This is a genomic window from Aeromonas sp. 160P, assembly GCF_055193095.1.
In genome coordinates, this window is sequence record NZ_JBUXKV010000001.1 from 3,972,365 (window position 1) to 3,998,277 (window position 25,913).

At 60.8% G+C, this 25,913-nt stretch carries 24 protein-coding genes; 9 read left to right on the forward strand and 15 right to left on the reverse strand.

Annotation, left to right across the window (positions count from 1 at the left end; genetic code table 11):
* Positions 1–65: 65 nt before the first annotated feature.
* Positions 66–476: a DNA breaking-rejoining protein gene (locus tag ACY8FN_RS18410; protein WP_139692327.1), complete on the reverse strand. Its 411-nt coding sequence runs from the start codon at positions 474–476 to the stop codon at positions 66–68.
* Between the two features lie 201 nt (positions 477–677).
* Between ACY8FN_RS18410 and ACY8FN_RS18415 the strand changes: the two genes are divergently transcribed.
* On the forward strand, positions 678–1,808 hold the full coding sequence (locus ACY8FN_RS18415) for a response regulator (protein WP_463100841.1): 1,131 nt from the start codon (positions 678–680) through the stop codon (positions 1,806–1,808).
* A gap of 96 nt (positions 1,809–1,904) precedes the next feature.
* On the opposite strand, the gene ACY8FN_RS18420 is transcribed toward ACY8FN_RS18415, so the two are convergent.
* From ACY8FN_RS18420 to ACY8FN_RS18465, 10 genes are all read right to left on the reverse strand, one after another.
* Complete coding sequence (locus ACY8FN_RS18420) at positions 1,905–2,876, reverse strand: formate dehydrogenase subunit gamma (RefSeq protein WP_463100842.1); 972 nt, start codon at positions 2,874–2,876, stop codon at positions 1,905–1,907.
* Positions 2,873–3,496 (reverse strand): formate dehydrogenase FDH3 subunit beta, encoded by a 624-nt coding sequence (gene fdh3B, locus ACY8FN_RS18425; protein WP_042020245.1) that lies wholly within the window; start codon positions 3,494–3,496, stop codon positions 2,873–2,875. Before fdh3B ends, ACY8FN_RS18420 begins: the two co-directional genes overlap by 4 nt.
* 5 nt (positions 3,497–3,501) lie before the next feature.
* A complete protein-coding gene (locus ACY8FN_RS18430; RefSeq protein WP_463100843.1) occupies positions 3,502–6,390 on the reverse strand; it encodes a formate dehydrogenase subunit alpha in 2,889 nt (962 codons plus the stop codon).
* A gap of 35 nt (positions 6,391–6,425) precedes the next feature.
* Positions 6,426–6,629 carry a transcriptional initiation protein Tat gene (locus ACY8FN_RS18435; protein ID WP_021229865.1) on the reverse strand — a complete coding sequence of 68 codons (204 nt, stop codon included), beginning with the start codon at positions 6,627–6,629 and terminating at the stop codon, positions 6,426–6,428.
* 133 nt (positions 6,630–6,762) lie between these two features.
* Complete coding sequence (locus ACY8FN_RS18440) at positions 6,763–7,392, reverse strand: TorD/DmsD family molecular chaperone (protein WP_463100844.1); 630 nt, start codon at positions 7,390–7,392, stop codon at positions 6,763–6,765.
* 10 nt (positions 7,393–7,402) lie between these two features.
* Entirely contained in the window at positions 7,403–9,142 is a 1,740-nt protein-coding gene (locus tag ACY8FN_RS18445) for a 4Fe-4S dicluster domain-containing protein (protein WP_463100845.1), read from the reverse strand.
* A 103-nt stretch (positions 9,143–9,245) separates the two neighbouring features.
* Entirely contained in the window at positions 9,246–9,848 is a 603-nt protein-coding gene (locus ACY8FN_RS18450; RefSeq protein ID WP_463100846.1) for a DUF3306 domain-containing protein, read from the reverse strand.
* Positions 9,841–10,419 (reverse strand): DUF3305 domain-containing protein, encoded by a 579-nt coding sequence (locus tag ACY8FN_RS18455; RefSeq protein ID WP_463100847.1) that lies wholly within the window; start codon positions 10,417–10,419, stop codon positions 9,841–9,843. Before ACY8FN_RS18455 ends, ACY8FN_RS18450 begins: the two co-directional genes overlap by 8 nt.
* A gap of 379 nt (positions 10,420–10,798) precedes the next feature.
* Positions 10,799–11,140 carry a hypothetical protein gene (locus ACY8FN_RS18460; protein WP_463100848.1) on the reverse strand — a complete coding sequence of 114 codons (342 nt, stop codon included), beginning with the start codon at positions 11,138–11,140 and terminating at the stop codon, positions 10,799–10,801.
* Positions 11,141–11,142: 2 nt separating this feature from the next.
* A complete protein-coding gene (locus tag ACY8FN_RS18465; protein WP_463100849.1) occupies positions 11,143–11,667 on the reverse strand; it encodes a hypothetical protein in 525 nt (174 codons plus the stop codon).
* A gap of 421 nt (positions 11,668–12,088) precedes the next feature.
* On the opposite strand from ACY8FN_RS18465, the gene ACY8FN_RS18470 reads away from it, so the two are divergent.
* Positions 12,089–12,967 (forward strand): formate dehydrogenase accessory sulfurtransferase FdhD, encoded by an 879-nt coding sequence (locus ACY8FN_RS18470; RefSeq protein WP_463100850.1) that lies wholly within the window; start codon positions 12,089–12,091, stop codon positions 12,965–12,967.
* 8 nt (positions 12,968–12,975) lie between these two features.
* Complete coding sequence (locus ACY8FN_RS18475; RefSeq protein ID WP_013723539.1) at positions 12,976–13,842, forward strand: helix-turn-helix transcriptional regulator; 867 nt, start codon at positions 12,976–12,978, stop codon at positions 13,840–13,842.
* Positions 13,843–13,922: 80 nt separating this feature from the next.
* Here the strand turns inward: ACY8FN_RS18475 and ACY8FN_RS18480 are convergent, their stop codons facing one another.
* Positions 13,923–16,025 (reverse strand): sensor histidine kinase, encoded by a 2,103-nt coding sequence (locus ACY8FN_RS18480; protein ID WP_463100851.1) that lies wholly within the window; start codon positions 16,023–16,025, stop codon positions 13,923–13,925.
* 25 nt (positions 16,026–16,050) lie between these two features.
* Positions 16,051–17,406, reverse strand: coding sequence for a sigma-54-dependent transcriptional regulator (locus tag ACY8FN_RS18485; RefSeq protein ID WP_463100852.1), 1,356 nt, complete (start codon positions 17,404–17,406; stop codon positions 16,051–16,053).
* A 256-nt stretch (positions 17,407–17,662) separates the two neighbouring features.
* Here ACY8FN_RS18485 and ACY8FN_RS18490 point away from each other — a divergent pair, with 256 nt between their 5' ends.
* From ACY8FN_RS18490 to ACY8FN_RS18515, 6 genes are all read left to right on the forward strand, one after another.
* On the forward strand, positions 17,663–18,493 hold the full coding sequence (locus tag ACY8FN_RS18490) for an ABC transporter substrate-binding protein (protein ID WP_303846988.1): 831 nt from the start codon (positions 17,663–17,665) through the stop codon (positions 18,491–18,493).
* A 150-nt stretch (positions 18,494–18,643) separates the two neighbouring features.
* On the forward strand, positions 18,644–19,345 hold the full coding sequence (locus ACY8FN_RS18495) for an ABC transporter permease (protein ID WP_159157364.1): 702 nt from the start codon (positions 18,644–18,646) through the stop codon (positions 19,343–19,345).
* A 34-nt stretch (positions 19,346–19,379) separates the two neighbouring features.
* Positions 19,380–20,075 (forward strand): energy-coupling factor ABC transporter ATP-binding protein, encoded by a 696-nt coding sequence (locus tag ACY8FN_RS18500; protein ID WP_463100853.1) that lies wholly within the window; start codon positions 19,380–19,382, stop codon positions 20,073–20,075.
* Positions 20,047–20,691: a molybdenum cofactor guanylyltransferase MobA gene (gene mobA, locus ACY8FN_RS18505; protein ID WP_463100854.1), complete on the forward strand. Its 645-nt coding sequence runs from the start codon at positions 20,047–20,049 to the stop codon at positions 20,689–20,691. Before ACY8FN_RS18500 ends, mobA begins: the two co-directional genes overlap by 29 nt.
* Positions 20,688–22,448, forward strand: a complete 1,761-nt coding sequence (locus ACY8FN_RS18510) for a bifunctional molybdopterin-guanine dinucleotide biosynthesis adaptor protein MobB/molybdopterin molybdotransferase MoeA (protein ID WP_463100855.1) — start codon at positions 20,688–20,690, stop codon at positions 22,446–22,448. The genes mobA and ACY8FN_RS18510 overlap by 4 nt, the downstream gene beginning before the upstream one ends.
* A 75-nt stretch (positions 22,449–22,523) precedes the next feature.
* Positions 22,524–23,582 (forward strand): FUSC family protein, encoded by a 1,059-nt coding sequence (locus ACY8FN_RS18515; RefSeq protein WP_101319264.1) that lies wholly within the window; start codon positions 22,524–22,526, stop codon positions 23,580–23,582.
* 64 nt (positions 23,583–23,646) lie between these two features.
* Here ACY8FN_RS18515 and ACY8FN_RS18520 read toward each other — a convergent pair whose 3' ends face one another.
* Both ACY8FN_RS18520 and ACY8FN_RS18525 read right to left on the reverse strand, forming a co-directional pair.
* The gene (locus ACY8FN_RS18520) at positions 23,647–24,189 is read right to left on the reverse strand and encodes a DUF3332 domain-containing protein (protein WP_042020227.1); all 543 of its coding nucleotides are present in this window, start codon (positions 24,187–24,189) and stop codon (positions 23,647–23,649) included.
* A gap of 181 nt (positions 24,190–24,370) precedes the next feature.
* Positions 24,371–25,672, reverse strand: coding sequence for a methyl-accepting chemotaxis protein (locus ACY8FN_RS18525; protein ID WP_101319259.1), 1,302 nt, complete (start codon positions 25,670–25,672; stop codon positions 24,371–24,373).
* Between the last annotated feature and the right edge of the window lie 241 nt (positions 25,673–25,913).

The following is a 25,913-nucleotide window of genomic DNA, read 5'->3' on the forward strand; positions in this document are numbered from 1 at the left end:
GGGAAAAAACAACGGCGATGGCCTCTTGTGGCCGCCACCGCCGTGATGCTTGTCAGCAGCTGGTATTAACCGCTGATGCCCAGCTCCAGCTTGAATGGCGTCTTGGCCTTGCTACTTTCAGCCGCCCCCATCTGGTAGACACGAATGGTGTAGGTGCCCTTGGCGGGCAGTGTTGCCTCAAAGTTGTTCCCTTCACTGGAACCGATAAAGATCGCCTCCCCCTTGCTGCCTGGCGGCAAAATATTGAAGTAGGGCTTGCCGGTCAGGATCACCACCATGCTCTGGCCCTTGTTGGCGGTCAGCTTGTAATCGAGGGTCTGGCTACCCTGAATGGTGCCGTTGATTGTCGCCCCTGACTCCCCCTTCTTGAACTGCACCTGCTGGGTCTTGATCCCGTCAGCTGCCTGCACAGACCAGGCCGAGAACCCGCCCAACAACCCGACCGACCATACCGCTGCCAATAACGCTTTGTTCATCTTCACACTCCTCTCCATTGAAACCATGCCCGTGTAATGTCGCACGCTTACTATTGCACATTTTCCGTGCACCGTCGGCGCACAAAACCCGTTTGAATCACTCCCCCCCTTATTTGTAAACCGATAAAGGGGATGAACAACTATGCTGAAGATTGGACCCATAGCACGGAACTGCACTGCGGTATGCCAAACAGCAACACCATGAGCAACATACTGATCGTCGATGACATGGCCTCCAATCGCTATATCCTGCGCAGCCTGCTCGAAGAGGCTGGTTATCAGGTGCGAGAAGCGACAGATGGCCAGCAGGCCGTTGATGCCGCAGCGCAGGCCACGCCCGATCTGATCCTGATGGACATCAATATGCCGGTGATGGATGGCTACGAAGCGTGTCGGCGGATCCAGCAACAACAGGGGCAATGGGCACTGCCCATCATCTTTATCAGTGCAAACAGCGAGGTCAGCGCCCTTGAGCAAGCCTTTCAGGCCGGTGGCTGTGACTATGTTTCCAAGCCATTTCATCAGCTCGAAGTGCTGGCCCGGGTGCAAAACCAGCTACGCCTCAAGGAGCTGGGGCGCCAGCAGGCCAGAGTGCAACTCTACCAAAGCCTGTTCCAGCTCACCGCCGGGATTGCCCATGAGATAAATACCCCGCTGGGAGTCGGCATTACCGCCTCCAGCCTGATCCAGGGCGCTGGCGACCTGCTGGCCAATGCGGTGAAAAGCGGCGTGCTGGGTCAACGCCTGCTCCATCAGCAACTCACCGATATCAAAGAGGGCACCGAGCTGGTTGAATCTAGCCTGCGCCGGGTTGCAGTGCTGGTCACCCGTTTCAAGGAGCTGACCCGGGATCAGACCGAGCTGGATGCCAATACCTTTTCAGTGCAGGAGAGTGTGCAGCAGCTGCTGCAGGCCTTCTCCCCAGAACTGCAGATCGCCAAGGTCAGTTACCATCTGGACGGCAACAAGGTCACCATAACTGCCCCCGAATCCCTGTTTCTGGATCTGATCCAGGAGCTGATCAAGAACAGTCTGGATCACGCCTTTCAGGGCACCGGTGAGCACAGTTTCACCATCCATATCGGGCAGCATGAGGGCTCACTGCTGCTCACCTACAAGGATTCCGGCCCCGGCATGCCCGCCGACAAGTTACCCCGGCTGTTTGAACCCTTCTTCACCACCCTGCGCGGCAACGCCAATCACTGCGGATTAAGCGCTTGCCGGATCCACAATCTGGTCGAGAACAACCTGCGCGGCTCGATCAATGTCACCAGCCCACCGGGTGAAGGGCTCTGCTACGAGATCCGCCTCCCGCTCAAACCGGCGGGCTGACACATCAAACAGAGCGAGTGAACAACAGAGGAAATGACACAACAACAAGGGGCGCCTCAGCGCCCCTTCCCTTTATGTTTTCCGTGCCATCGACGGTCAGCTTGACTTACCCGCCTTGGGCTCATCGAGGGTGTGTTTTACCTCTTCATACCAGAGGTCGTGGTGCTCCTTGGCCCAGGTCTCGTCCACCTCGCCGGTCACCATCCCCTCCAGCGCCCCTTCCAGCTGGAACAAGCCCATGTAGATATGGAAGATGAAACCGCAGATGAGGATCAGCGCCCCGACGATATGGATAAAGCTGGCCCACTCCATCTGGCGGCGCAGCTGGCCGAAGATGGGGAAGTCGAGGAACAGCCCGGTCGCCACCACTATGCCGCCAAACCAGATCAGCAGCCAGAAGATCGCCTTCTCGCCGCCGTTGGAGAAGCCCGCCGAGGGGTGACTGCCCTTGTGGGGCCCCAGCATGCCACCCGCCTTCATGAACCACTTCACATCCACCATGTTGACGATGTTGTGACGGAACCACTTGATGAGCACCCCCATCAGGCAGAGGAAGAACAGCGGCCCCACGTAGTTGTGGAACACCTTGGCGAACCAGATCCAGTTCTCCCACACCCCGATGCTCACCACCGGCTTGATGAAGTACTTGCCATAGATGATGGCCAGCCCCGACCCGGAAAGAGTCAGGAACATGCCCGCCGTGGTCCAGTGCAGCGCCCGATCCAGCCTGCTCCAGCGCTTGAGCTTGCGCCCGGTGCGCGGTTTGGAGAGCTTGGTCTGCCCCACCACCAGGTACATCAGGCCGCACATGGCCAGCGATCCGAAGATGGCGATGGCGCCGAGCGGCGACACCCACTTGGTCTTAACCTCGAACCAGAGCTGGCCAGGCACCGAGATCAGCACCCCGTGTTCCGGCGAGCGGGAGGTGGTCACCCCCTCCTGCCCATCCTTCACCGCCCGCCAGTAATCGGCGCCGGCAAAGCCGACCGCCTCTTTCTCGGCATCGGCGAAACTTGCGGTACTCACCAGTAGCAGGGCAGCAAACAGGGCCATTAGCCAGGTTTTCATGCCGCCCCTCCCTTGCCCGCCTTGCTGGCATCATGGAACAGCTCATCGCCGTTACCCCAGGCCGCATCCTTGGCACCGCGATAGGCGACCCGCTCACGGAAGATGTCGGAGATCACCTGCGCATCCCCTGCCAGCAGCGCCTTGGTGGAGCAAAGCTCGGCACACATCGGCAGCTTGCCCTCGGCGATGCGGTTGGCACCGTACTTCTGGCGCTCAGCTTCGCTGTGATCCTCTTCCGGGCCACCGGCGCAGAAGGTGCACTTGTCCATCTTGCCCCGATCGCCAAAGGCGGCGGTTTTCGGGAACTGGGGCGCACCGAACGGGCAGGCAAACAGGCAGTAGCCACAACCGATGCAGAGATCCTTGTTGTGCAGCACTATGCCGTCGTCGGTGTGATAGAAGCAGTCGGCCGGGCAGACCGCCATGCAGGGGGCGTCGGTGCAGTGCATGCAGGCGACGGAAATGGAGGTCTCACCCGGCAGGCCGTCGTTGAGGGTCACCACCCGGCGGCGCTGGATGCCCCACTCGAGAGCATCGTCGTTCTCGTTCTTGCACGCCGTCACACAGCCGTTGCACTCGATGCAGCGCTTGGTGTCACACATGAATTTCATTCTGGCCATGAAATCTAAGCTCCTACTTTGCGAAAACGGCACAGGGTGACCTTGGTCTCCTGCATCTGGGTGACAGGGTCATAGCCATAGGTGGTGACTATGTTGACCGACTCCCCCAGCACATAAGGGTCAGACCCTTCCGGATATTTGGATCGCAGATCCTTGCCCTCGAAGTGGCCGCCGAAGTGGAACGGCATAAAGGCGAGCCCCGGTTTGACCCGCGGGGTCACCAGCGCCTTTACCTTGACCCGGCCCCCTTCCGGCCCCTCGACCCACACATCCTGACCATCTTGCACGCCGACATCGTTGGCATCCGCCGGGTTGATCTCGACGAACATCTCCTGCTGCAACTCGGCGAGCCAGGGGTTGGAACGGGTCTCGTCGCCGCCTCCCTCGTACTCCACCAGACGGCCGGAGGTGAGGATGATCGGGAACTCCTTGCTGACGTCCTTCTCCTGCACCGAGGCGTACTGGGTCGGCAGGCGCCACAGGCTCTTTGAATCGGGCCAGGTGGCGTAGTCGGCCAAGAGATCCCGGCGCGGGGTGTAGAGCGGCTCGCGGTGCTTGGGCACCTGATCCGGGAAGGTCCACACCACGCAGCGCGCCTTGGCGTTGCCGTAGGGCACGAAGCCGTGCTTGATGGCCACCCGCTGGATGCCGCCAGAGAGATCGGTCTTCCAGTTCTTGCCCTCGGCCTCTTTCTTCTCGGCCTCGGTCAGCTCATCCCACCAGCCGAGCTGTTTCATCAGGTCGGCGGTGATCTCGGGATAACCATCTTCCACCTCGCTTCCCTTCGGCCAGGAGTCTTCGGCGAGCAGCGAGACGCCCTGATACTCGATGCCGAAACGGGCACGGAAACCGCCGCCGCCTTCCGATACCGGAATGCTGGTGTCGTAGAGGATGTGGCTGCCGGGGTGTTTCATCTCCGGGGTGCCCCAGCAGGGCCACGGCAAACCATAGATCTCGCCGCTGACCGGGCCACCTTCGGCCTTGAGATTGGTCTTGTGGAAGGTGTGCCAGTTCTGCTGATGCGCCTTGAGCCGCTCCGGGCTCTGGCCGGTGTAGCCCACGCTCCACATGCCGCGGTTGTATTCGCGGGTGATATCTTCCAGCAGCGGCTGGTTGTTCTCTACCTTAATGTGCTTGAACAGCTGGTCGGCAAAACCGAGCTTTTTGCTCATGAGATACATGATCTCGTGATCGACCTTGGATTCGAACAGCGGCTCTATCACCTTGTCACGCCACTGCATGGAGCGGTTGGTGGCGGTGACGGAACCATAGGTCTCGAACTGGGTGGTGGCTGGCAGCAGGTAGACGCCATCGGTACGATCGTTCATCACCGAGGCAACGGTGGGATACGGGTCGACAATCACCATCATGTCGAGCTTTTGCATCGCCTTCTTCATCTCCGGGCCGCGAGTCTGGGAGTTGACCGCATGGCCCCAGTAGAACATGGCGCGGATGTTGGAGCCCTGCTCGATGAGATCGGCGTTCTCCAGCACACCATCCACCCAGCGGGAGACCGGAATGCCGTTGTTGTTCATCGGCAGCTTGCCGTTGTAGGCCTTGTTGTCGAAACGGGCCTTGATCCACTCGTAATCGACGTCCCACACCCGGGCCCAGTGCTTCCAGGATCCCTCTTCCAGCCCGTAGTAACCGGGCAGGGAGTCGGAAGTGACGCCAAAGTCGGTGGCTCCCTGCACGTTGTCGTGACCACGGAAGATGTTGGTGCCCGCCCCGCTCTTGCCCACGTTGCCAAGGGCCAGCTCGAGGATGCAATAAGCACGGGTGTTGTTGTTGCCGGTGGTGTGCTGGGTGCCGCCCATGCACCAAACCACGCAGCCGGGGCGGTTGTCGGCCAGCAGCTTGGCAGCATCGTGCACTTGCTGTTCGTTAAGACCGGTCACCCGATCCACTTCGGCCGGGGTCCAGCGCGCCACCTCTTTTTGCACCTCGTCCATGCCGTAGACGCGGGTGCGGATGAACTCTTTATCTTCCCAGCCGTTCTTGAAGATGTGCCACAGCATGCCCCAGATAAAGGCGACGTCGGTGCCCGGACGCAGGGAGAGGTACATGTCCGCCTTGGCGGCGGTGCGGGTGCGGCGCGGGTCAACCACCAGGATCTTGCAGCCGTTGCGCTCTTTCGCCAGCAGGATGTGCTGCATGGCGACCGGGTGGGCCTCCGCCGGGTTGGAGCCGATAAACATGATCGACTTGCTGTTGTGCATGTCGTTCAGGCTGTTGGTCATGGCGCCGTAGCCCCAGGTATTGGCTACGCCAGCGACCGTGGTGGAGTGGCAGATCCGCGCCTGGTGATCCACGTTGTTGGTGCCCCACAGGGACGCCATCTTGCGAAACAGGTAGGCCTGCTCGTTGGAGTGCTTGGCGGAGCCGAGCCAGTAGACGCTGTCGGGGCCGGACTCCTTGCGAAGGCGCAGCACCTCGTTACCCACCTCTTCGATGGCCTGATCCCAGCTGATGCGCTGCCACTTGCCGCCCACCAGTTTCATCGGGTACTTGAGGCGACGCTCACCGTGGCCGTGCTCGCGCAGGGCCGCTCCCTTGGCGCAGTGACCGCCAAGGTTGAAGGGGTGATCAAAGGCCGGCTCCTGACCGGTCCAGACGCCGTTTTGCACCTCTGCATAAACGCCGCAACCCACCGAGCAGTGGGAGCAGATGGTGCGCTTCACCTCGACCGGCACCCCGGCCGCCACGGTTTTGGCCTCGGCCCGCTGCATCATGGCAGGGGCCAGCCAACCGGCTGCCACGGCGCCACCGGCCACCAGACTTGAGTTGACCATAAAGGCACGGCGGGTCAGCCCCTGGCCGCGAGCGGCCGCATTATTCTGCAAGTGGCCCTGCTCGCCCACTTGGGGCTGCTCGGCACGTTTTGTCAGTTTCATAAGTTATCCTTCGCTATGTTCGGCACTGATCCGGCTCAGTCGGTGCCGCGCAGGGTGCGATAAAAGTCGTGAACATGGGGTGTCTCCCGATAGCCCTTATCAGGCTCGGTGTCGTGGGTCAGCACCTCTTTGCCCACCACCCGACCGGTGGCTCCGGCCAATACGCCGATAGTGGCGACCACGCCAACACCCTTGATCAGATTGCGGCGGGACGGGTCTTTCAGCTTTTCATCGCTCATTCTTGTGACCTCTGTTTTTGTACTTACCGGCGCCTGCGCGCCAGCTTCGCGTCCAATGGGATATCTCATCTGCTCGTTTTGTTGCGCGCAGCTCTTGTTATGCACAGCTCTTGTTGTGCACAGACAGGGGCGTTCAGCCCGTCACCACGCAAGCGCCAAACGGCAGACGCAATTCGTTTTCCAGCTTGAAGAAATCTTCGGCAAGGGCCCCGACCGCCCGGTAGAAGCTGCCCCCCTTCGCCTGTTGCTGATCGCGGCAGCAGGCGAGTACCCAGGGGGCAAGGTGGCGTTCATAGAAGCGGTTGCGCTCCGGGTGTTGCTCGGCAATCAGTACCGCCATCACCTCGCACAAGGCGGCCAGATGATCTTCCGGCTCGCACACTCCGCTCTGGCGCTCGAAACCCAGCGACTGCAGATCTGCGCGCAGCACCGCCAGCGGCAGCTCCATCAATGAACCGGTGAGATACCAGGAGGCAAACGGCACTATCTCCCCGCGCCCCAGCCCGATAAAGAGATCCTGATACTCTTCGGCAAGCTCGTTTTCGTGGTGGCTGCTGGCAGCCAGCTGCACCAGCCCCAACGCTCTGGCAAAGGGGCCCGGCATAGCCTGCAACCCTTGCAACCAGCCGAGCTGTTCGCCACGGGGGGCGGCGCGCCAGAGACTCGCCAGCAGGGCATACATATCGGCACTGCTCTGTTCCAGTTCGGTCATGGTCAGTTCGCCTGCATTCAGTGCGGTATGGCTATTCGGTTGTTCACTCATCACTGGCCCCTCATATCTTGAGCTGGGCGGCAGGATCCGCCGCCAGCGCCGTAAACACATCCTTGACCCGGCAATCCTCACACATCAGCAGCCGCTGGGCGGCCTCGTTCTGGAAGTGGGAGTGACCGGCCAGTTTCTGCTGGATGCGGCGGATCATCGAGGCGGGCGCGAACGGCTTGGAGCAGCGAATGCAGCAGGCGGCCTCTTCGGCTTTCAGGCTCTGCACGGCGCGGCGCGTCTCGGGCACAGGTTGCAGGCGGGGCACCAGCACGATGGCCTGCTCGGGGCACGCCTTTTCGCACATGCCGCACTGGATGCAATCCTGCTCGATAAAGTTGAGGCCGGGCGCATCCCCCACCGCATGCAGGGCGCGGCTCGGACAGACCGCCACGCAGCCCATGCAGAGGGTGCAGTCAGCGTCTTTCAGTTCCACGCTGCCGTAAGGGGCACCGTGGGGCACTGCCAGCGGCTCACGGCTCCCTTCGTTGGCCAGCCAGAGGGCATCGAAGGCGGCAAACAGGTTCTCCCGCTTCTCCCCTTTCAGCGGCTTCTCCAGCAGAGCAACGGCTGGCTGGTCGGAAACAGGCTCACCAGCATCTACGTCAAACAGGGCAATGCGATCGGCAGAGAGACCGGCGCCCGCCAGCAATACGGCAGCGCTTGCCAGCTCTCGCGCAACCAATGCCCGCACACTGGCGGGAGCATAGTCACTCAGCGCAATGCGCACCGCGCTGGCGCCATAGGCGAGTGCGGCGAACCAGCTTTCGATGCCTAAACTGGCGCTCTCCTCCACCCAGAGCGGCAACCAGTTGGCGGGCAGGCGGGTGAGTTCGGCTTCCACCCATTCGCGCTCGTTTTCACCGGCGATCAGCAGTCGAGGCGCTTCGCCCCCCGCCTCCCGGTAGTGCTTGAGCAGGCGGAACAGGTAGTCGCCGCTGGTGTTGGCATCGGGCTGGTGATAGGCGATGGCCCCAGTCGGACAGGCAGTGGCACAGCTGCCAAAACCCTGACAGAGATGGGGATCGATCTGGATGCGACCATTGATGGGCTTGAGGGCATCGGTCGGACAGACATCGAGACAGCGGCTGCAACCGGGCACGCCGCGGGCGGTAAAGGCGCAGGCCTCGGGGTCGAGGCGAAAATAGCGCGGCTTGTCGAAGATACCGGTGAGAGCACAGAGCTCGGCGAGCCGTTCGGCTAGGTCAGCGTCATCGAAGAGATGCAGATAACCGACCGGCGGGCGCTCCAGCGCAAACAGCGGCATGCGGCCCAGATCGGCCACCAGATCGAAGCGCGGCTCGCGTGGCTGTTCACTAACAGCAGCCGCTTGTTGTGGAAAGCAGAGCGCCGCCAGATTAACCCGCTCCCCCTGACCGTTGAAGCCGGAGAGCTGGAACTGCCCCAGATACCCCGTCAGGCTCGGCTCGCGCAGGGTCAGGGCCGCGAGAGATGCAGTGGCATCGAAAATGGCTTCGAGATCTGCCGCCTCGGCATCGTGGACCGCTTCGGTCACCAGCAGAGTGGGCTTCACCCCGGTGGGCAGCAGGCTGGCGGCGCGGCGAATGCAATCTTCCGGGCCGACCAGCAGCAGGCGCCCCTGACTCTGGTAAGAGACAGTGGCCGGGATCAGGTTGTCGGTTTTGACCGTATGCTGCAGCGCATAGGCGCGCGCGCGCGCGTTATGCTCGGCCGCCCCCGCCCCGTGGGCCAGATTTGAGGTCAGATTTGGCAATGTTTGTTCAGTGCTCACATACGCTCCTGTGCGCGCCACCTCATGGGATGGGCGCTTGTTGGTAAGCCGAGAGAGCAAGAGGCGAGCCAACTCCCCCGGAAAAAAAGTGACTGACAGGGAGTCAGGATCCTGAAGGTTCCATTCCCTCACCCTTGGTTGGGACATTTTGTCCGTCACGGGAAACCAAAATGTCCCGATCGTCGGTGGGGGTTTGAGAATGGTTATCAGCCAGCCCCTGCGGCTTGTCGGCGGCAGCAACGTTGGCAACCGCGGCCGGTTCAGCGGATCCGCTGGCCGGATTGGCCGTCTCGCTGTCAGGGGCGGTCACCTGCTCCACCAGCCAGTTGCGCAGCCCGGCGATCAGGGCTGCAGGCAGCAGCTCGGGCTGGCTGAAATCCTGGGTGTAGTCGTCGAGCCCATCGGGCTTGTGAGTGCGAAACATAGCCCGCAGCGCCTCCTTGTCGGGGAGCTTGGCTTTGTCCGGCGGGGCCGTTGTTAGCTGCGGATCGCCACTCTCAGCCCCCTTAACAGCAAGGGATTCACAGCTCCCCTTGTCAGTGCTGACTACGGGGCTATCCAGCGAGGTATCTGGAGTTTCACTTTCACCACTGCCTTCGATGGGGGCGGCAACCGCCTCGGGGATAACCTCTTCCCTCGGCTGCAATGCCTGATGCTTGCGAGCCTCGCTCTTACGAGACGACCAGCGCTTGAGAAACTCACTCATGGGCGTTGTTTCCGGCCTTGTTTCCGGCACTGTTTCCAGCATTGCAGCCACGCTCGCGGCCATCGGGGCCGGTGGCTTTAACGGCGCCGCAATTGGCGGGCTCTGCGGCATCGACACCCAGCTGATCCTGCGCCCGTCCCTTGCCCTTCTTGCCCTTGCGACGGGCCTCCAGCAGCTCGCCGTGGCGGCCGATAAAGGCCTCCACCCAGGCTTGCAGCGCTTCGGGAAGTGGGCAGGAGAGCACCTGCCTTTCGCCATCCATATAGGCGGCGGCCACGGTCTGGCTCAAGGTGAGGCCATCGGCCACAAAGCCACTGTCCACGCGGCTTCCGGTGACAAAGAGTCGGGGCGAGCCGGAGCTCAGATTGAAGCGATAATCCCCCCGCTCATCGCGAAACAGGGTAAGGGGCAGCGCACCGGCAGCCTCAGGTTCGGCGGGATGGAGCGCCGCTATCTCGAAACGGCGGCTCTGCCAGCGGCCAACCTGGCTGTCGATGGCCTTTAACTCCAACTGCAGCCAGCGCTGCGGGGGCAAGGTATTGGTTGTGTCTTGCACTGTCACGGCTCCCATCAGAAGGTCCCTGCCGGGCCGCCCTCCCCCGTGATCCACCCCATTCGGGGCGGATCACGGCAGGACATTCAGGGCGGCCACGGCCATCAATGACAGAAGACATAGCAAGAGTGGGGCCAAGGCCGGTTTGGTGGCCCCTTGGGGAAGTTTTGATATACAAGCTGGGCATAGTGCGGGACATGGGTTGGCGCAGAGCGCAGCGAAGCCCAACATGCGGCGTAAAACCAATCCGCTAGTGCTTGATCGAGGGGATGGCAATAATCGAATAACACCAAATCATCCGATTATTGCCTTTTGAAATATTCGCGGTAAATATTGGGCTTCACTTCGTTCAGCCCCGATACACGAGAGAACCCACGATTTACCCCCTCATACGACATTAACAGTTATGGACATTAATTAGCGTCACATTGATAGCCTTCCCTTTGGGCCATTTATATTCAACTTTTTTACATAATCCTTTGGGTTTAAACGCGATAGTACCAATTGCGATAAAATATAAAGAATCACTTCCAGTAAATGTGGCTTTAGAAGTGAGCTGGTTTTTATTTATTGCATCCAACTGCTCTCCTCCAGATAGCCACCCTTCCTGTTCCGTTAAATAAAACAAAGCAAACCCAGATTCCCAACGCCCTTGTTTTAGCTCAGCAGCATGACGATTATAAATATATAGAGTTACAGCCATCAAAATCAAAAAACAAATGATTGATATTTTATTCATAACTATCCGAAGATATACGCAACAAAAAATGGGCTTTGATAGCTCTGATTAGATAGGTATGTCAATGTTGGGTTCAAAATATCTTTCTCATCAGCCTGCTCCATTTCCCATTCTTTATATGCAACCGGAACCGCTACCTCTTTTATCCACCGAAACATACTTAATGGCCCACCTTTTATCGCATAACCTGCAGATTTTTCAATAAAAGTTATCCATAAAGCCAAAGCTTTAGAACCATCAAGGGTGTTATCATACATATAGTAATAGGTATCTGAAACTTTTTCATTAAATGGATACCCCGATGGAGGTGTAAAAACAGTACATTTATTTCCATAAATGTTTCTCTCCCCTACAACCCTAAATCTTTCCATACATTGCAAAAAATATTGCTCCGCCTCTGCCGGTGTCGGCTCCAAGTCATTACCAAGTAACTTATATTTTGATTCAATTAAACCAAAAATATCCTCGCTCTTACAGTTAAGAACTTCAGATATGGTAAGATTCGGTAAATTAAATGCTTTGTTCATTTTTTTCAAATTGTGCAGACTGCAGCTCTTTTATTGACAAATCAACATTGAATGAATTTAACGCATCTGCAGCCTTTAATCTAAAATCAGCTATAGTCATAATCAACCTCCGTAAGAAACTCATCAATTGAACCATTGTACATGCCAATTAATGTTGTTTTTGTGATATGACCAACATTTATCTACTTGACATTGGCATTTGCTTGCAACCATCTTGTTTAATTACTCATACGAGAGTTTGTGTTTCAAGTCGGCTGACAATCAACTTTTGAATACACGCCATCAGGGCCGTAGGTTCGAATAGCGAAGCGTATTCGAACCTACTCAACGCCATAAAAAGAGAACCTCACCCAAAAGTAATCTGGAACAAATCTTGCTGTATCCCTCCCCTTAGATCCCGGCAACCGGTCGCGAGGGGCCCATGACACCGACCTTTATCAAAAGCAATGCAGCAGCCCAGCTCACCATGGCCGTCGAGGTGATGGATGAACAGGGCACGCTGCAAACCCGCCAAATCGCCTGTGAGCGGCCACTGACGGTCTACCTCAACTGGAAGGAGATCGTAACCCTGATGACGCTGGGGGCCCGCCCCGAGGCGCTGGTGCTGGGTTATCTGAAAAATCAGGGCTTTATCGAGGATATTTCGGCCATCGAGTCGGTGATCGTCGACTGGGAGAGCGAGGCCGCCGCCGTGGTGAGCAGCCAGCAGGCCGCCGATCTCGACCAGTCGCTGGAGAAGAAGACGGTCACCTCCGGCTGCGGTCAGGGCACCATGTATGGCAGCGTGATGAAGAAGCTCGAAGGAGTGGTCTTAGCAGCGCCGGAGCTTAAACAGAGCACCCTCTACGCCCTGCTCAAGGCGCTGTCGGCCCATAACGAAACCTACAAGATGGCGGGGGCCGTGCATGGCTGCGCCATTTGTCGCGGCGCTGAGATCCTCTCCTTTGTCGAGGACGTGGGGCGCCACAATGCGGTGGATACTCTGGCGGGCGAGCTCTGGATGCGCGGCGAGGCTGGCCACGACAAGATCTTCTACACCACAGGGCGGCTCACCTCGGAGATGGTGATCAAGGTGGCGCAGATGGGCATTCCGGTGCTGCTGTCGCGCTCCGGCGTCACCCAGATGGGGCTGGATCTCGCCCGTCAGCTCGGCATCACCATGATTGCCCGCGCCAAGGGGCGTCACTTCGAGGTATTCAGCGGCCACGACCAGTTGGTACTGGACGAGAAGCCGCCGGTGCTGGCGCCCGGTTCGACTGGTCGCGGGATGCGGGATGCGGGATGCGGGATTAAGCCATGAATGAATTTATGAACGTGAAGCAGGTGGCCGAGTACCTCGATCTCAACGAGAAGAAGGTCTACCAGCTCGCCAACGAGGCGCGCATCCCCGCCACCAAGGCGACCGGCAAGTGGCTGTTTCCCCGCTCCCTGCTCGACCGCTGGCTGCTCGGCAGTTGCCACGAGGGGGTGATGAACGACCGGCTGCTGCTGGCAGGCTCGGACGATGTGCTGTTGCACTACGCCAGCAGCCGCTTGGCCCAGCAGCTCGGCACCCAGGCGCTGGTGGGCTACACCCCGTGCGGTACCCGTCAGGGGCTGGCGATGCTGGCGCGCGGCCATGTGGATCTGTGCGCCATCCACTGGGGGCAGGCCGAGGAGGCCCACCTGCGCCACCCGGCGCTGGTACAGCAGTATCAGGGCCACCGGCAATGGGTGATCGTTCATGGCTTTCGCCGGGTACAGGGGCTGGTGCTGCGGCAGGGGCTGCAACCCAAGGAGGCGAAAGAGGCACTCGACTGGCGCTGGGCCATGCGTCAGGAGGGGGCTGGCAGCCAGCGCGCCCTGCAGGAGTGGCTGCAAACCCAGGGGGAGTCGCTGACCCGGCTGGAGCGCACCCTCGAGGTCAATAGCGAGCGGGAGCTGGCCGCCGCCATCAGCCGCGGCGATGCGGATGTCGGGCCCGGCGCCCAGAGCACCGCCACCGAGTTTGGCCTCGGCTTTATGCCCTTGTCGCAAGAGTGCTTCGATCTGGTGATGCCGCAGGGGGTCTTCTTTCGCACCCTGCTGCAACAGCTGATCGGCTGGCTGCAATCCCCCGAAGGACGCGAGTTGGCGGCCCGCCTCGGCGGCTATGACCTGACCCAGAGCGGCAAGCTGGTGTGGAGCCCGCAGTAAATAACCACTCACCCACCGACAAAACAGCCCGCCAACCATGTTGACGGGCTGTTTTTATAACGGGCTTCTTGATAAAGGGATTATTCGCCTGTCTCACGCCCCTCGGCATTGAGGGCGATGCGCCACCCTTCCAGTTTCGCCGGCTCGCCACCGCTGGGCAGCAGGGCGTGGCTGCGCAGCCGGATGGTAAAGCAGCTCCCCTGCCCCGGGGTGGAGTCCACCAGCAGCTCCCCGCCCCAGCGGCTGATGATGCGGTGGCTCAGGGCTAGCCCCAGCCCGGTGCCGGTGGCCCGGGTGGTGAAGAAGGGGTCGAAGATCTTGTCGATAATGGCCGCCTCGATGCCGCTGCCGTTGTCGATCACCCGCACCTCGGCCCCGCGCAACTGACCCAGTTCATCGAACCAGTCGCGGCTCTCGACCCGGATCTCCCCCTGCTCTCCCAGCGCGTGGCTGGCGTTGACCAAGAGGTTTATCAGTACCTGTAACAGCTGCTGGCGATCCGCCTCGATGGGCTGCTGGGCCCTGAGATCGGCCACCAGCGCCACCTGCTGCTGCCGCAGGGCGGAACGCACCAGAGTCAGGCTCTCCTCGATGATGGGGGTGAGGTGCTGCCACACCGGCGCCGTCTCGTAGTCGCCGGGGCGCGAATATTGCAGCAGGCTGCGGGTGATGGCGCGAATGCGCTCGATCTGGGCCAGCACCAGCGCCAGCTCCTCGCTGACCGGCTCGGCCGCCTCCCCCAGCTCCAGCTTCATCAGCTCCACGTTACCGAGGATCACCGCCAAGGGGTTGTTGATCTCGTGAGCCACCCCGGCCGAGAGCTCACCAAGGGCCGCCAGCTTCTCGCTGATCAGCAGCTGCTGGCGCGCCTCGGTCAGCATATGGATATGATCTTCCAGCTCGGCGGTCTTGAGCTTGAGGCTCTGGGTGCGATCAGCCACCTTCTGCTCCAGCTCGTCGGCGCTGCGGGCCATCTGTTGCTGATGCGCCTCCTGCCGGTCCAGCATGGCGTCAAACTGGCGACCGAGCTGGGCCAGCTCGTGGTCGGGGTCGAGGGCCAGCGGGCCGATGCGAGCCGAATGGCCCGCCTGCACCTGCCGCACCACCTTGTGCATCCGCTCGATGGGGGAGAAGAGATCCCGCGCGCCGCGATAGACCAGCAGGCCGGAGAGCAGCAACAGCAGCACCACGCCAGAGCCCAGCTCCACCAGATTGGTGAGGTAGGTGCGGATGATGGGCCACTCGAGAAAGCCGACATAGAGCATGCCGAGCCGCTCGCCCCGGGCCCCCAGCAGTGGCTCGTAGCCGGAGACATACCAGGCGTCGTGGACGAAGGCGCGATCAACCCACATCTCGCCGCGCCCCAGCACCTGCTCGCGCACCGGCGGCGAGACCCGGGTGCCCACCGCCCGGCCCACCTGACGACTGCTGCTGACCGGCACATTGGTGCTCACCCGCAGATCGTCGAGAAACAGGGTGACGGTGCCGACGCTGCCATCCGGCAGGGTGTTTTTGGCAAACACCTGCCCCTTGAGCTCATCCACCAGCCGGGTGCTGCCGTTGATCAGCTCGCCCCCCTCCAGCACGGCCCAGAGGGAGCCGTCGCGGCCCATCACCGGCGTCAGCGCCAGGCTGATCAGCCCCCGGTTCTCCACCGCCTTGCTGCCATCCTGTTGCCACAGCACCGCCCGCTTGGCCAACAACGGGGAGAGCGCCCCCATCTGCTGCTGCGACCAGACCACAAAGTGGCTGATGCTGCGTCCGGCCGTGAGGACGGCGCGCTCCTGCGCCGTCAGCTGATCCAGCTCGGGGCCACGGCGCAGCCGCAGAAAGTCGAGGCCATAGTTGGCCGCCAGCGGCATCACCCACTCCTGCAGTTGATCCGGCGATTCCCGCAACCGCAGCTGAAAGGCCCAGGCATCGCGCAGATGCTCCAGATGTTCGGTCTGGCGCTGCTGCTGCACCGTGATGGCGTGATGGGCCACCCCGAGATCGCTGCGCACCGTGGTGAGCAGGTTCTGCCAGCTGTAGGTGAGGGTCCAGTAGAGGGTGAGCGCTATCATGCCCGCCAGGGTGAGCATGATGGGCACCGAGGTGAGCAGCAGCAGACGCCAGCGCACTTTTGTGCGCACACAGCGAGGCAACAGGGCGCGCATGCAGCGGGCGAGCAGGGTCAGTTTCATCGCCACCCCATCCAATCAACCTTCCTCATTCGATAGCCCACTCCTTGAATTTGCGCTCCAGGGTCTTGCGCGCCACCCCGAGCACCCGGGAGGCGGCCGACTTGTTGCCATCATGGCTCGCCACCACTTGCAGGATGTGGGCTTTTTCCACCTCCGCCAGCGGCCACGCCAGCGGATAGCCCTCCTCGCTCGCATCCTGTTCGGCGGGTTTGCTGCTCTGCCAATAATCGGCGGGGGGCTTGCCCAGCAGCAGGCAGCGTTCAATCAGGTTGCGCAGCTCCCGCACGTTGCCGGGCCAGGGATAAGCCTGCATCGCCACCACATCCTCGTGGGTCCAGCTTAACGAACCCATCCCCATCTCGGCGGTGAGCTGGCGGGTAAAGTGGTGCACCAGCGCGGGGATGTCGTCGACGCGCTCCCGCAGCGGCGCCACCGGCAACGCCACCACGTTGAGGCGATAGAAGAGATCTTCGCGAAAGCGGCCCGCCTCCACCTCGGCTTTGAGGTTGCGGTTGGTGGCAGCAACGATGCGCACATCCACCGCCAGCTCGCGCTCGGCACCGACCGGACGGATGGCTTTTTGCTCCAGCACCCGCAGCAGGGAGGATTGCATGGCGAGCGGCATCTCGCCGATCTCGTCGAGAAACAGGGTGCCCTGATGGGCCACCCGAAACAGGCCGTCACGCCCCTTGCGGGCACCGGTAAAGGCCCCTTGTACGTGGCCGAACAGCTCGCTTTCGAGCAGTTCGGGGGCGATGGAGGCGCAGTTTAGCGGCACAAAGGCCCCCATCCGGCCGGAGAGTTGGTGCAGGGCGCGGGCCACCAACTCCTTGCCGGTGCCGGACTCCCCCTCCACCAGCACGGCGGCGTTGGAGGGGGCAACTCTGGCAATCAGGGTCTTGAGCTCGCGGGTCTTGGCGCTGTCGCCAATCAGGGTGGGGGGGAACAACTTGCTCACCTCCCGGCGCAGCAACAGGTTCTCCCGCTCCATCTGGCGGCGCTCGATGACTCTGTCCACCGCCTGCACCATCTGATCGAGATTGAAGGGCTTGAGGATAAAGTCGCTGGCGCCGAGGCGCAGCGCCTTAAGGGCGGTATCCATGTCGCCAAAACCTGTCATGAAGATGATGTCGCTGCGGCGGGTGGCGGGGTCGATGGCTTCGTGCCACTCGATGCCGGAGCGCCCCGGCAGCCGGATGTCGGCGATGATGAGATCGAAGTGAAGGCGGCAGCGCAGGGCTTCCGCCTCTTCCACGCTGGCGGCAGTCTCTATCTGGGCGAAGCGCTTGGCCAGCGCCTTGGCCAGAAAGCTGCGCATGCCGGGCTCATCATCAACGATGAGCAGGGAGAGGGCAGACCAGCGGCTAACGGATGCAGTCATGGAAAAAAGTACCTTGGATACACGTAAGGTCGGATAATATCCCGATAACCGGAACTTTAGTGGGACATTTTGTCCTTCCCGTATCAAAAGCACCAACACCAATCATTAAAAACGATAACAAGCTCACCTGATTGATGCTAATAAGCTTCTGTTTTTAAACGGCAAACCCTGAATGCAACGGCAACGGAACAGTTTGGCACCCTGCTTGCTTACTCTTACCCTCTCCTCATCCACCCTGAAAAAAAGTTGCATCAAGATGACGATAAAAACCAATTTCAAACGTTTTGCGCTCTCCCTCGCCGCCAGCCTGCTGATCGCCGGGGCTGCCCATGCTGAGGCCGAGAAAGCACCAATTCGCCTCGCCACCACCACCAGCACCGAGCAGTCCGGTCTGCTGGGCTGGCTGCTGCCCCAGTTCACCAAAGAGACCGGTTATCCGGTGCAGGTGATGGCGGCCGGTACCGGCCAGAGCCTGAAGATGGGCGAAAATGGCGACGCGGATCTGGTGATGACCCACGCGCCGTCTGCCGAGAAGAAGTTCGTTGACGCGGGCTTTGGCATCGAGCCGGTGCACCTGATGTATAACGACTTCGTTATCGTCGGCCCGGCGAAAGACCCGGCGGGTCTGGCCAAGCTGCACGACGCGGCCAAGGGGCTGCAAGCCATCAAGGATCAGGGCCAGACCTTTATCTCCCGCGGTGACGAGTCCGGCACCCACATCAAGGAGAATACCCTGTGGCAAGCCGCTGACGTCAAACCCGAGTTTGCCGGGTACAAATCCATCGGCCAGGGGATGGGCCCGACCCTGACCATGGCCTCCGAGCTGGGTGCCTACACTCTGACCGACCGCGGCACCTGGCTCGCTTATCAGAGCAAGCTGGATCTCGCCGTACTGCTGGAAGGCGACAAGCGTCTGTTCAACCCCTATCAGGTGATCCTGGTCAACCCCAAGCGCTACCCGGATCTCAACACCGAAGGGGCCCGCACTCTGAAGAACTGGCTGGTCTCCGAGCATGGCCAGACCCTGATCGGCAACTTCAAGGTGGCCGGTCAGGCGCTGTTTGTGGCGGATGCCAACGGGAAATAATGGCAACCCTGACCCCTGCGATGACGCTGATGGCCCTCCCCCAGTTCGCTGAGGGAGGCGCCTGATGCCGACCCTGCTCGACACTACCGTATTGACGGCCCTCGCCCTGCACTACTCGCCCTGCACTATGAGAGAGGAGAGAGAGGTCTGATGCCGACCCTGCTCGATACAACGCTGGCGGCCCTAGCCCTGCTGTTCAGTGGTGACACCGAACTGTGGCAGGTGGTGGGGGTCTCCTTCTCCGTTTCCTGCATCGCCCTGCTGCTGGTGCTGGTGCCCGCGTTGCTGCTGGGCTTTGCGCTGGCTTATCTGCCGCTGCCCGGCCGCTGGCTGTGGCTCTCCTGCATCAATACCCTGCAGTCGGTGCCGACCGTGGTGATTGGCCTCTTGCTCTATATGCTGCTGTCGCGGGCTGGTCCCTTTGGCGACTGGAAGCTGCTGTTTACCCAGCAGGCAATGGTAGTGGGGCAGATGCTGATCGCCTTTCCGGTCATCGCCACCATGGCCCATGCGGCGTTTGTCCAGAGTGACAGGCGCGCCTGGGAGACAGCCCTGACCCTGGGCGTCTCCTGGCCCAAGGCGCTGATCGGCCTGATGCACGAGTGCCGCTTTGGCCTGCTGGCCGCCATCATCGGCGCCTTCAGCCGCATCGTCACCGAAGTGGGCTGCTCCATGATGGTGGGGGGCAATATCCTGCACTTCACCCGCAACATCCCCACCGCCATCGCGCTGGAGACCCAGAAAGGGGCCTTCACCCAGGGGGTGGCGCTTGGCATAGTGCTGCTCACCCTGGCCCTGCTGCTCAACCTGCTGCTGACGGCCTGCCGTGGCCACAGCTATCTGAAGAACTGACCATGCCCCCACTGTGTATCAACAGGAGTACCCCATGGCCCTGACCGCCCAGCACCTCACCATGCGCTTTGGCGAGCGCCAGCTGTTCGAGATTGACCAGCTCGCCATCGCACCGGGGGATTCCATCTGGCTGCACGGGGCCAACGGGGTGGGCAAGACTACCCTGCTCAAGATCCTGGCGGGGCTGCTCGCCCCCACCGGTGGCCACACCAATCTGCCGGGGCGCTGGCAACGACGGCTCAACCGGCTGCTCAAGCGGGATCTGGGGCCGGGCCGGGTCACCTATCTGCACCAGACCCCCTATCTGTTTGATCGCACCGTGCACGACAACGTGGCCTGGGCGCTGGATAAACAGCTCGGCAGCGAGATCCGGGTGTTCGAAGCGTTGCGCCGGGTCGAGCTGGAGGGGCTGGCGCGGGAGCACATCAGCATTTTGTCCGGTGGCGAACGGCAACGGCTTGCCATGGCCCGCGCCTGGGCGCTGCAACCGGCCTTTTTGCTGATGGATGAGCCCACCGCCAATCTGGACACACATTCGGTTGCCCTGATGGCCGCATTGGCGCAAGATCTGCGTGAACATGGCAGCGGCCTGGTGGTCATCAGCCACCAGAGCAACGGGTTGACCGACCTGTGCGAGCGGCAATGGACCCTCGCCCGTGGCCAGCTGCAAGAGACGACCCCTTTAAAAATCATCGAGCGACATGACTTCAAAAAGCGACAGCCACTCTGATCCCGTTGCCGTATCAGCAGTGATCCTGGCAGGAGGCCGCGCCACCCGGATGGGGGGCGAAGACAAGGGATGGGTAGCACTGGCGGGACGCCCCCTTATCAACCACGTTTTGGCGCGCCTGCACCCCCAGGTGGATGAGGTGATGATCAACGCCAACCGCAGTCAGGCCCGCTATCAGGCGCTGGCCCCGGTCATCAGCGATGACAACAACGACTACCTCGGCCCGCTGGCGGGCATGCAGGCGGGCCTTGCCGCCGCCCGTCACGACTGGGTGCTGTTTGTCCCCTGTGACGGCCCCGCCCTGCCAACGGATCTGATGAGCCGCTTTCGCGCCGCCCTGACCCCGGATACCGAGCTGGTGGTGGCCCACGACGGCGACTGGCTGCAGCCCGTGGTGGCCCTGCTGCACAAATCCCTGCTCCCCTCCCTCAGCGCCGCGCTGGCCGAGGGTGAGCGCAAGATCGATATCTGGTTTGCCCGCCACAATATGGCGGTGGTGAGCTTTGCCGATCAGCCGGATGCCTTTATCAATCTCAACAGCCCTGCCGAGCTGGCCGCCTACGAGGCCCGTCTGCTTGCCCCGGCTATCGACCCCCAACAAGGAGTCACCTCATGACCCCGGCCCCCACTCTTCCCCTGCTCGGCTTTGCCGCCTGGAGCGGCACCGGCAAGACCACCTTGCTGGAGCAGTTGATCCCCCTGCTGGTAGATCGCGGCCTGCGCATCGGGGTGCTCAAGCACGCCCACCACGACTTTGACATCGACCAGCCGGGCAAGGACAGCTATCGCCTACGCAAGGCCGGAGCCCAACAGATGATGGTGGCCTCCCGCCGCCGCCATGCACGCATTACTGAAACAACGCACGGCGAAACAGAGCTGGCCGAAGCCGATTTTCGCCAGCTGCTGGCCAGCTTCGATCAAACCAGCCTCGACTTGCTCTTGGTGGAGGGGTTCAAGCATGAACACTTCCCGAAAATCGAGCTGCACCGCGCCGAGATTGGCAAACCGCTGCTCTTTCCAGACGATGGCGACATCATAGCGCTGGCCAGCGATCAGCCGGTAGAGACAAGCCTGCCCCGGCTCGATATCAACGATCTGGCGGCCATCGCCGACTTCGTCTGCCGCTGGCTTGACGGCTGCCAGAGCAAGGAGCCGGAGGCGGGCAAAGGATTTCTCTCGGTAGAGGCGGCCCGCAGCGCCATTCTGGCAGCCCTCACCCCCAGCACAGCCTGCTCCGACAAACCGCTGGCCCAGTGCCACAGCGCCGTGCTGGCAGCCGATCTGGTGAGCCCCATCAATGTGCCGCCCCACGCCAACTCGGCAATGGATGGCATTGGCCTGCGCGGCGACGATCTCGCCGCCGGTCGCTGGCAACTGGTGGGTGAAGTGCTGGCGGGTCAACAGCGCCATGAACCGGTGCTGGCCGGTCAGGCGGTGCAGATCATGACCGGCGCCCCGCTGCCCCCCGGCGTCGATACCGTGGTGATGCGGGAAGAGACGCTGATTGAAGGTGAGTGGGTCACCGTCACCGCCCCGATCCGGGCGGGGCAGAATGTACGGCTGGCCGGTGAAGATCTCGCCAAGGGCGCGGTCGCCATCCCGGCCGGTACCTGGCTTGGCGCCCCCCAGCTGGGGCTGGCGGCATCCCTCGGTCAAGCCAGTCTCACTGTGCGCACCCCGCTGAAAGTAGCGCTGTTCAGTACCGGCGACGAGGTGCAGGCGCCGGGCGAGCAGCTCGCCCCCGGCCATATATTCGACAGCAACCGCTTCACCCTGATGGCCCTGATCCGCGCCGCCGGTTGCGAGGTGATGGACCTTGGCATCATTCCCGATGACAAGACCATACTGCGCCAGCAGCTGGAGCAGGCCGCCGCCAGCGCCGATCTGGTGCTGAGCTCGGGTGGGGTCTCGGTGGGCAATGCCGACTTTATCAAGCTGGTGCTGGCTGAGCTCGGCCAGATCGATTTCTGGCGCATCCAGATGCGGCCGGGCCGCCCGCTCGCCTTTGGCAAACTGGGACAAACCCCCTTCTTCGGTCTGCCGGGCAACCCGGTGGCGGCGATGATCTGCGTGCTGCAGTTTGTCGAGCCCGCCATCGCCCGCCTGCAAGGCCGGGTCTGGCAGCCGCTGCGCCTGTCGGCACTGGCAGACGAGAAGATGAAGAGCCGCCCGGGGCGCACCGAGTTTCTGCGCGGCATCTTCCATCAGGACCGTAACGGCCAGCTGCGGGTGCGCACCACAGGGCCGCAAGGCTCCGGTATTCTGAGCTCCATGGCCGATGCCAACTGCCTGATCGAAATCGTGCCGGACCAACCCGGCATCGCCGTTGGCGAGCGGGTCTGGATCCACCCCTTGCAAGGACGACTGGCCTGATACCGGCACGGGGCGTCGGCCGGATGCACTACGCCCCGTCACACACCTGATCGGCAACCTGATACGAGGCAAACTGTGCGTCTTGATGCCCCTCTCTCCCGACTCGATCTGCTGGTCTATGGCCACTACCGGATCGTCCATGGCCTGCGCATTGCGCTCGCCTTTATGCTCACATTCTTGCTGACCCGGGAACTGCAACTGCCGGAAAGCACCTGGCCGCTGATCACATTAGTGGTGGTGATGGGGCCCATCTCGTTTTGGGGCAATGTGCTCTCCCGCGCCCTGCAGCGGGTGGTGGGCACCATCTTCGGCGCCGGTTGCGGGGTGGTAGCGCTTTATCTCGAGATCTACTCCATGCCGCTCACCCTGATCTGGTGCGGTTGCATCATGTTCCTCTGCGGCTATCTGGCACTCGGCAAGCGCCCTTATGTGGGGCTGCTGATCGGTATCACCCTTGGCATCACCATGGGAGCCATGCCGGGGGACATCAAGATGGCGCTGTGGCGCAGTGCTGATGTGATCCTCGGCTCCCTGCTGGCGCTACTCTTTTGCAGCATCTATCCCCAGCGGGCCTACAGCCACTGGCGGCTGCAACTGCACCAGATCCTGCAACAGTCGGGCCGGCTCTATCACACCCACCTCTCCCCCAATGTGCTGGAGCGGCCGCGGCTCAAACACAATCTCTCCCAACTGCTGGCCCAGACCGGCAAACTGCGGGCCCTGCTGGCCCCGGCAGCCAAGGAGACTCGCCACAGTATCTCGCTGTTTGATGCGGTGCAGGTCACCATGCGCAACACCCTCTGCACCCTGGAGATGTTGGCCAACACTTACTGGAACGATCGCCAGAGTCACTTCCTGATGCAGAGCACCCGCGAGCTGCACACTTGCCATCAGGCCACCGAGGAGGTGATAAGCCAGCTCGCCCTGATGATGCAAACCGGCGACGGGCGCGGGGCGGATGCCGCCATCGCCCGCCTGCAAGAGGTGGCGACTCAGGTTACCCTGCCGCCCAACACCGAGGCGGCCATCAATGGCTACCTCTGGCTCAACGTCCAGCTGACCGAGCAGCTCACCCACCTGCGCCGCCTGCTGGGGCTGATCCTCACCCCGCCCCATCGCAAGCAACCGGACTAAAACCAATGCAAAACGCCCCGCAGTTGCGGGGCGTTTTGAGTACCAACCTGAGGATCGCAGCCGTTTACGCGGCGGTGCGGATCTGCTCAAGTTGATCCTGGGTCATGGTAGAGACCAGCTGACCATCGAAATAGATATCCAGCATCTCACCACGCTTCTCGCCGCGCATCATGCCGATGCTGCCATCCAGATAATGCAGCTTCATTTCGGCGCTCTGTGCGTTGGGGTAGCTGATTTCTACTTCGCGCACACCCTGCGGCAGCATGGCCAACGGCACCTTTTTAAGCGCCGGGTCCAGATGCTGATTCACCTTGATCACCGAGTTGGCACGCATGTCGACCAGCGCTGGCGACTTGCCAGTGATGACGTTTTTGCCAGTCCAGAATTCGATGGTATTGAATACGAACAGATCGCCGGTGGCCGCCAGACCATAGACAGGGGCGAGCAACACGAAGACCCCGGCACGGCCGTAGCGGTTATCCACCACGCTCAGGTTGCCCTTGGTGACCATGCCAGAAAGCCCCATCTGCCCCATACAGCCGCCCAGACCCATGCTCGCGACCATAACCAGCAGGGCCATTGCCCGCCCTTTCTGTTGTAATGCCATCTTGTTCTGTTCCTGCTCCAAAATTAATGAGGCGGCAAGCCTAATCAAGAGGTCAAACCAGAACAATTCACAATGGAGGGACGATACAGGAGGGGTTCAGATTCACATACCAAGTGCACAATAAATAAGCACCGATGGCGTAATAATCCAAACGGTGCCTTTACTCAACAACCAATACCACTCAAGAATCTATGGCCAAGTTGGATACGGTTTCGGTGACACTGATGGCCCCCTGCTCAATCTGGGCCATCACACTGCTCACCTCGCTAATCTGCTCCTTGCCACGCAATGCTCTACTGGCAACTTCATCGATATTGCTGGTGATATGGGCGGTCAACTCGCGGTTTTTCTGCACCACTGCGGCAATCTCGCCGGTAGAGAGCGAGGTGCGAGCCGCCAGTTGCCGTACTTCGTCGGCCACCACCGCAAAACCACGGCCCTGATCTCCGGCCCGCGCGGCTTCAATGGCCGCATTCAGTGCCAACAAGTTGGTCTGCTCCGCAATGCTGCTAATGGTGGAAACGATCGCCTCTATGCTTTTTGACTGCTCATTTAACTGCCCAATCAAATCTGAGGTTTTGCTTACCTGCTCCGAAATCGCACTCGAGAGAGCGACCGAGGCATTGAGCAGATCAGCACCGGTCGATGCTGCCTGGGTGGTCTCTTTAGAAATAGTGTGAGCGATACGGGCCGCTTCACTGACCGCCTGGGCCCGTTTGATCCGTTCCGTCACATCACTGGCAAACTTGACCACCTTGATCACCTTGCCCGACTCATCCTTGATGGGGTTATAGGTTGCCTCCAGCCAGAGCTCGTTACCATGACTGTCCCGGCGTAAAAAAAGACCGGACTTGAGCTGGCCATGGGCCAAATCCTCCCAAAAATGGGGCTGTTCCCGATAAAAGCTGTCGTCACAAAACAGCTTGTGATGCTGCCCCTTGAGTTGTGATAACGAGTAACCAACGCAGGAGAGAAAATTCTGATTGGCCGTGATGATGTCGCCTTTGGGGGTGAATTCGATAATGGCCAGCGAACGGTCGAGGGCTGAGGCGATGGCTTTCTGACGGCTGAGCTGGATGTAACTCTCGGTGATATCGGCGGCGATCTTGACCACTTTTATCACCTTGCCCTCAACCTTGACCGGGAAGTAGGTCGCCTCTAACCACAACTCTCGCCCCTGCTTATCAAAACGCTGATAAATACCGCTGTGAGTCTCGCCATGGTCCAACTGCTGCCAAAACTGCGAGTAAGAGGCCGACTGTGCATAGTGAGCGTCACAAAACATCCGGTGGTGTTTGCCAACCACCTCCTGCTCGCTATAACCCACCACACTTAAAAACAGCGGATTAGCCTCGAGGATAACCCCTTGCGGGGTAAAACTGATGGTTGCCACCCCCTTTTTGACGGCATCAATAAAGGCGTGGGCCTGGGCCAACTGCGTTTGACATGCGAGTAATTCTGCTTTGATTTTAAAGTTAAACATCAGCCCAGCTCCCGGTAGATACCTGCAGTTACGTTACGTCTGTACCGATTTTAGACGAAAAATCTGATAGATAGCGCTTACCTCCCTCCCCATGCCATCAGGCGCATAAAAATCCTAGTCACGTCGAAAAAATCAGGGGTTAGCGTGATAAAGATCACACTACTTCACTCTGGTTCACCACATATAAATCCATCACCAGGTAGGGATTAATTTATTGATATTACCCACAACAAACCTCCAG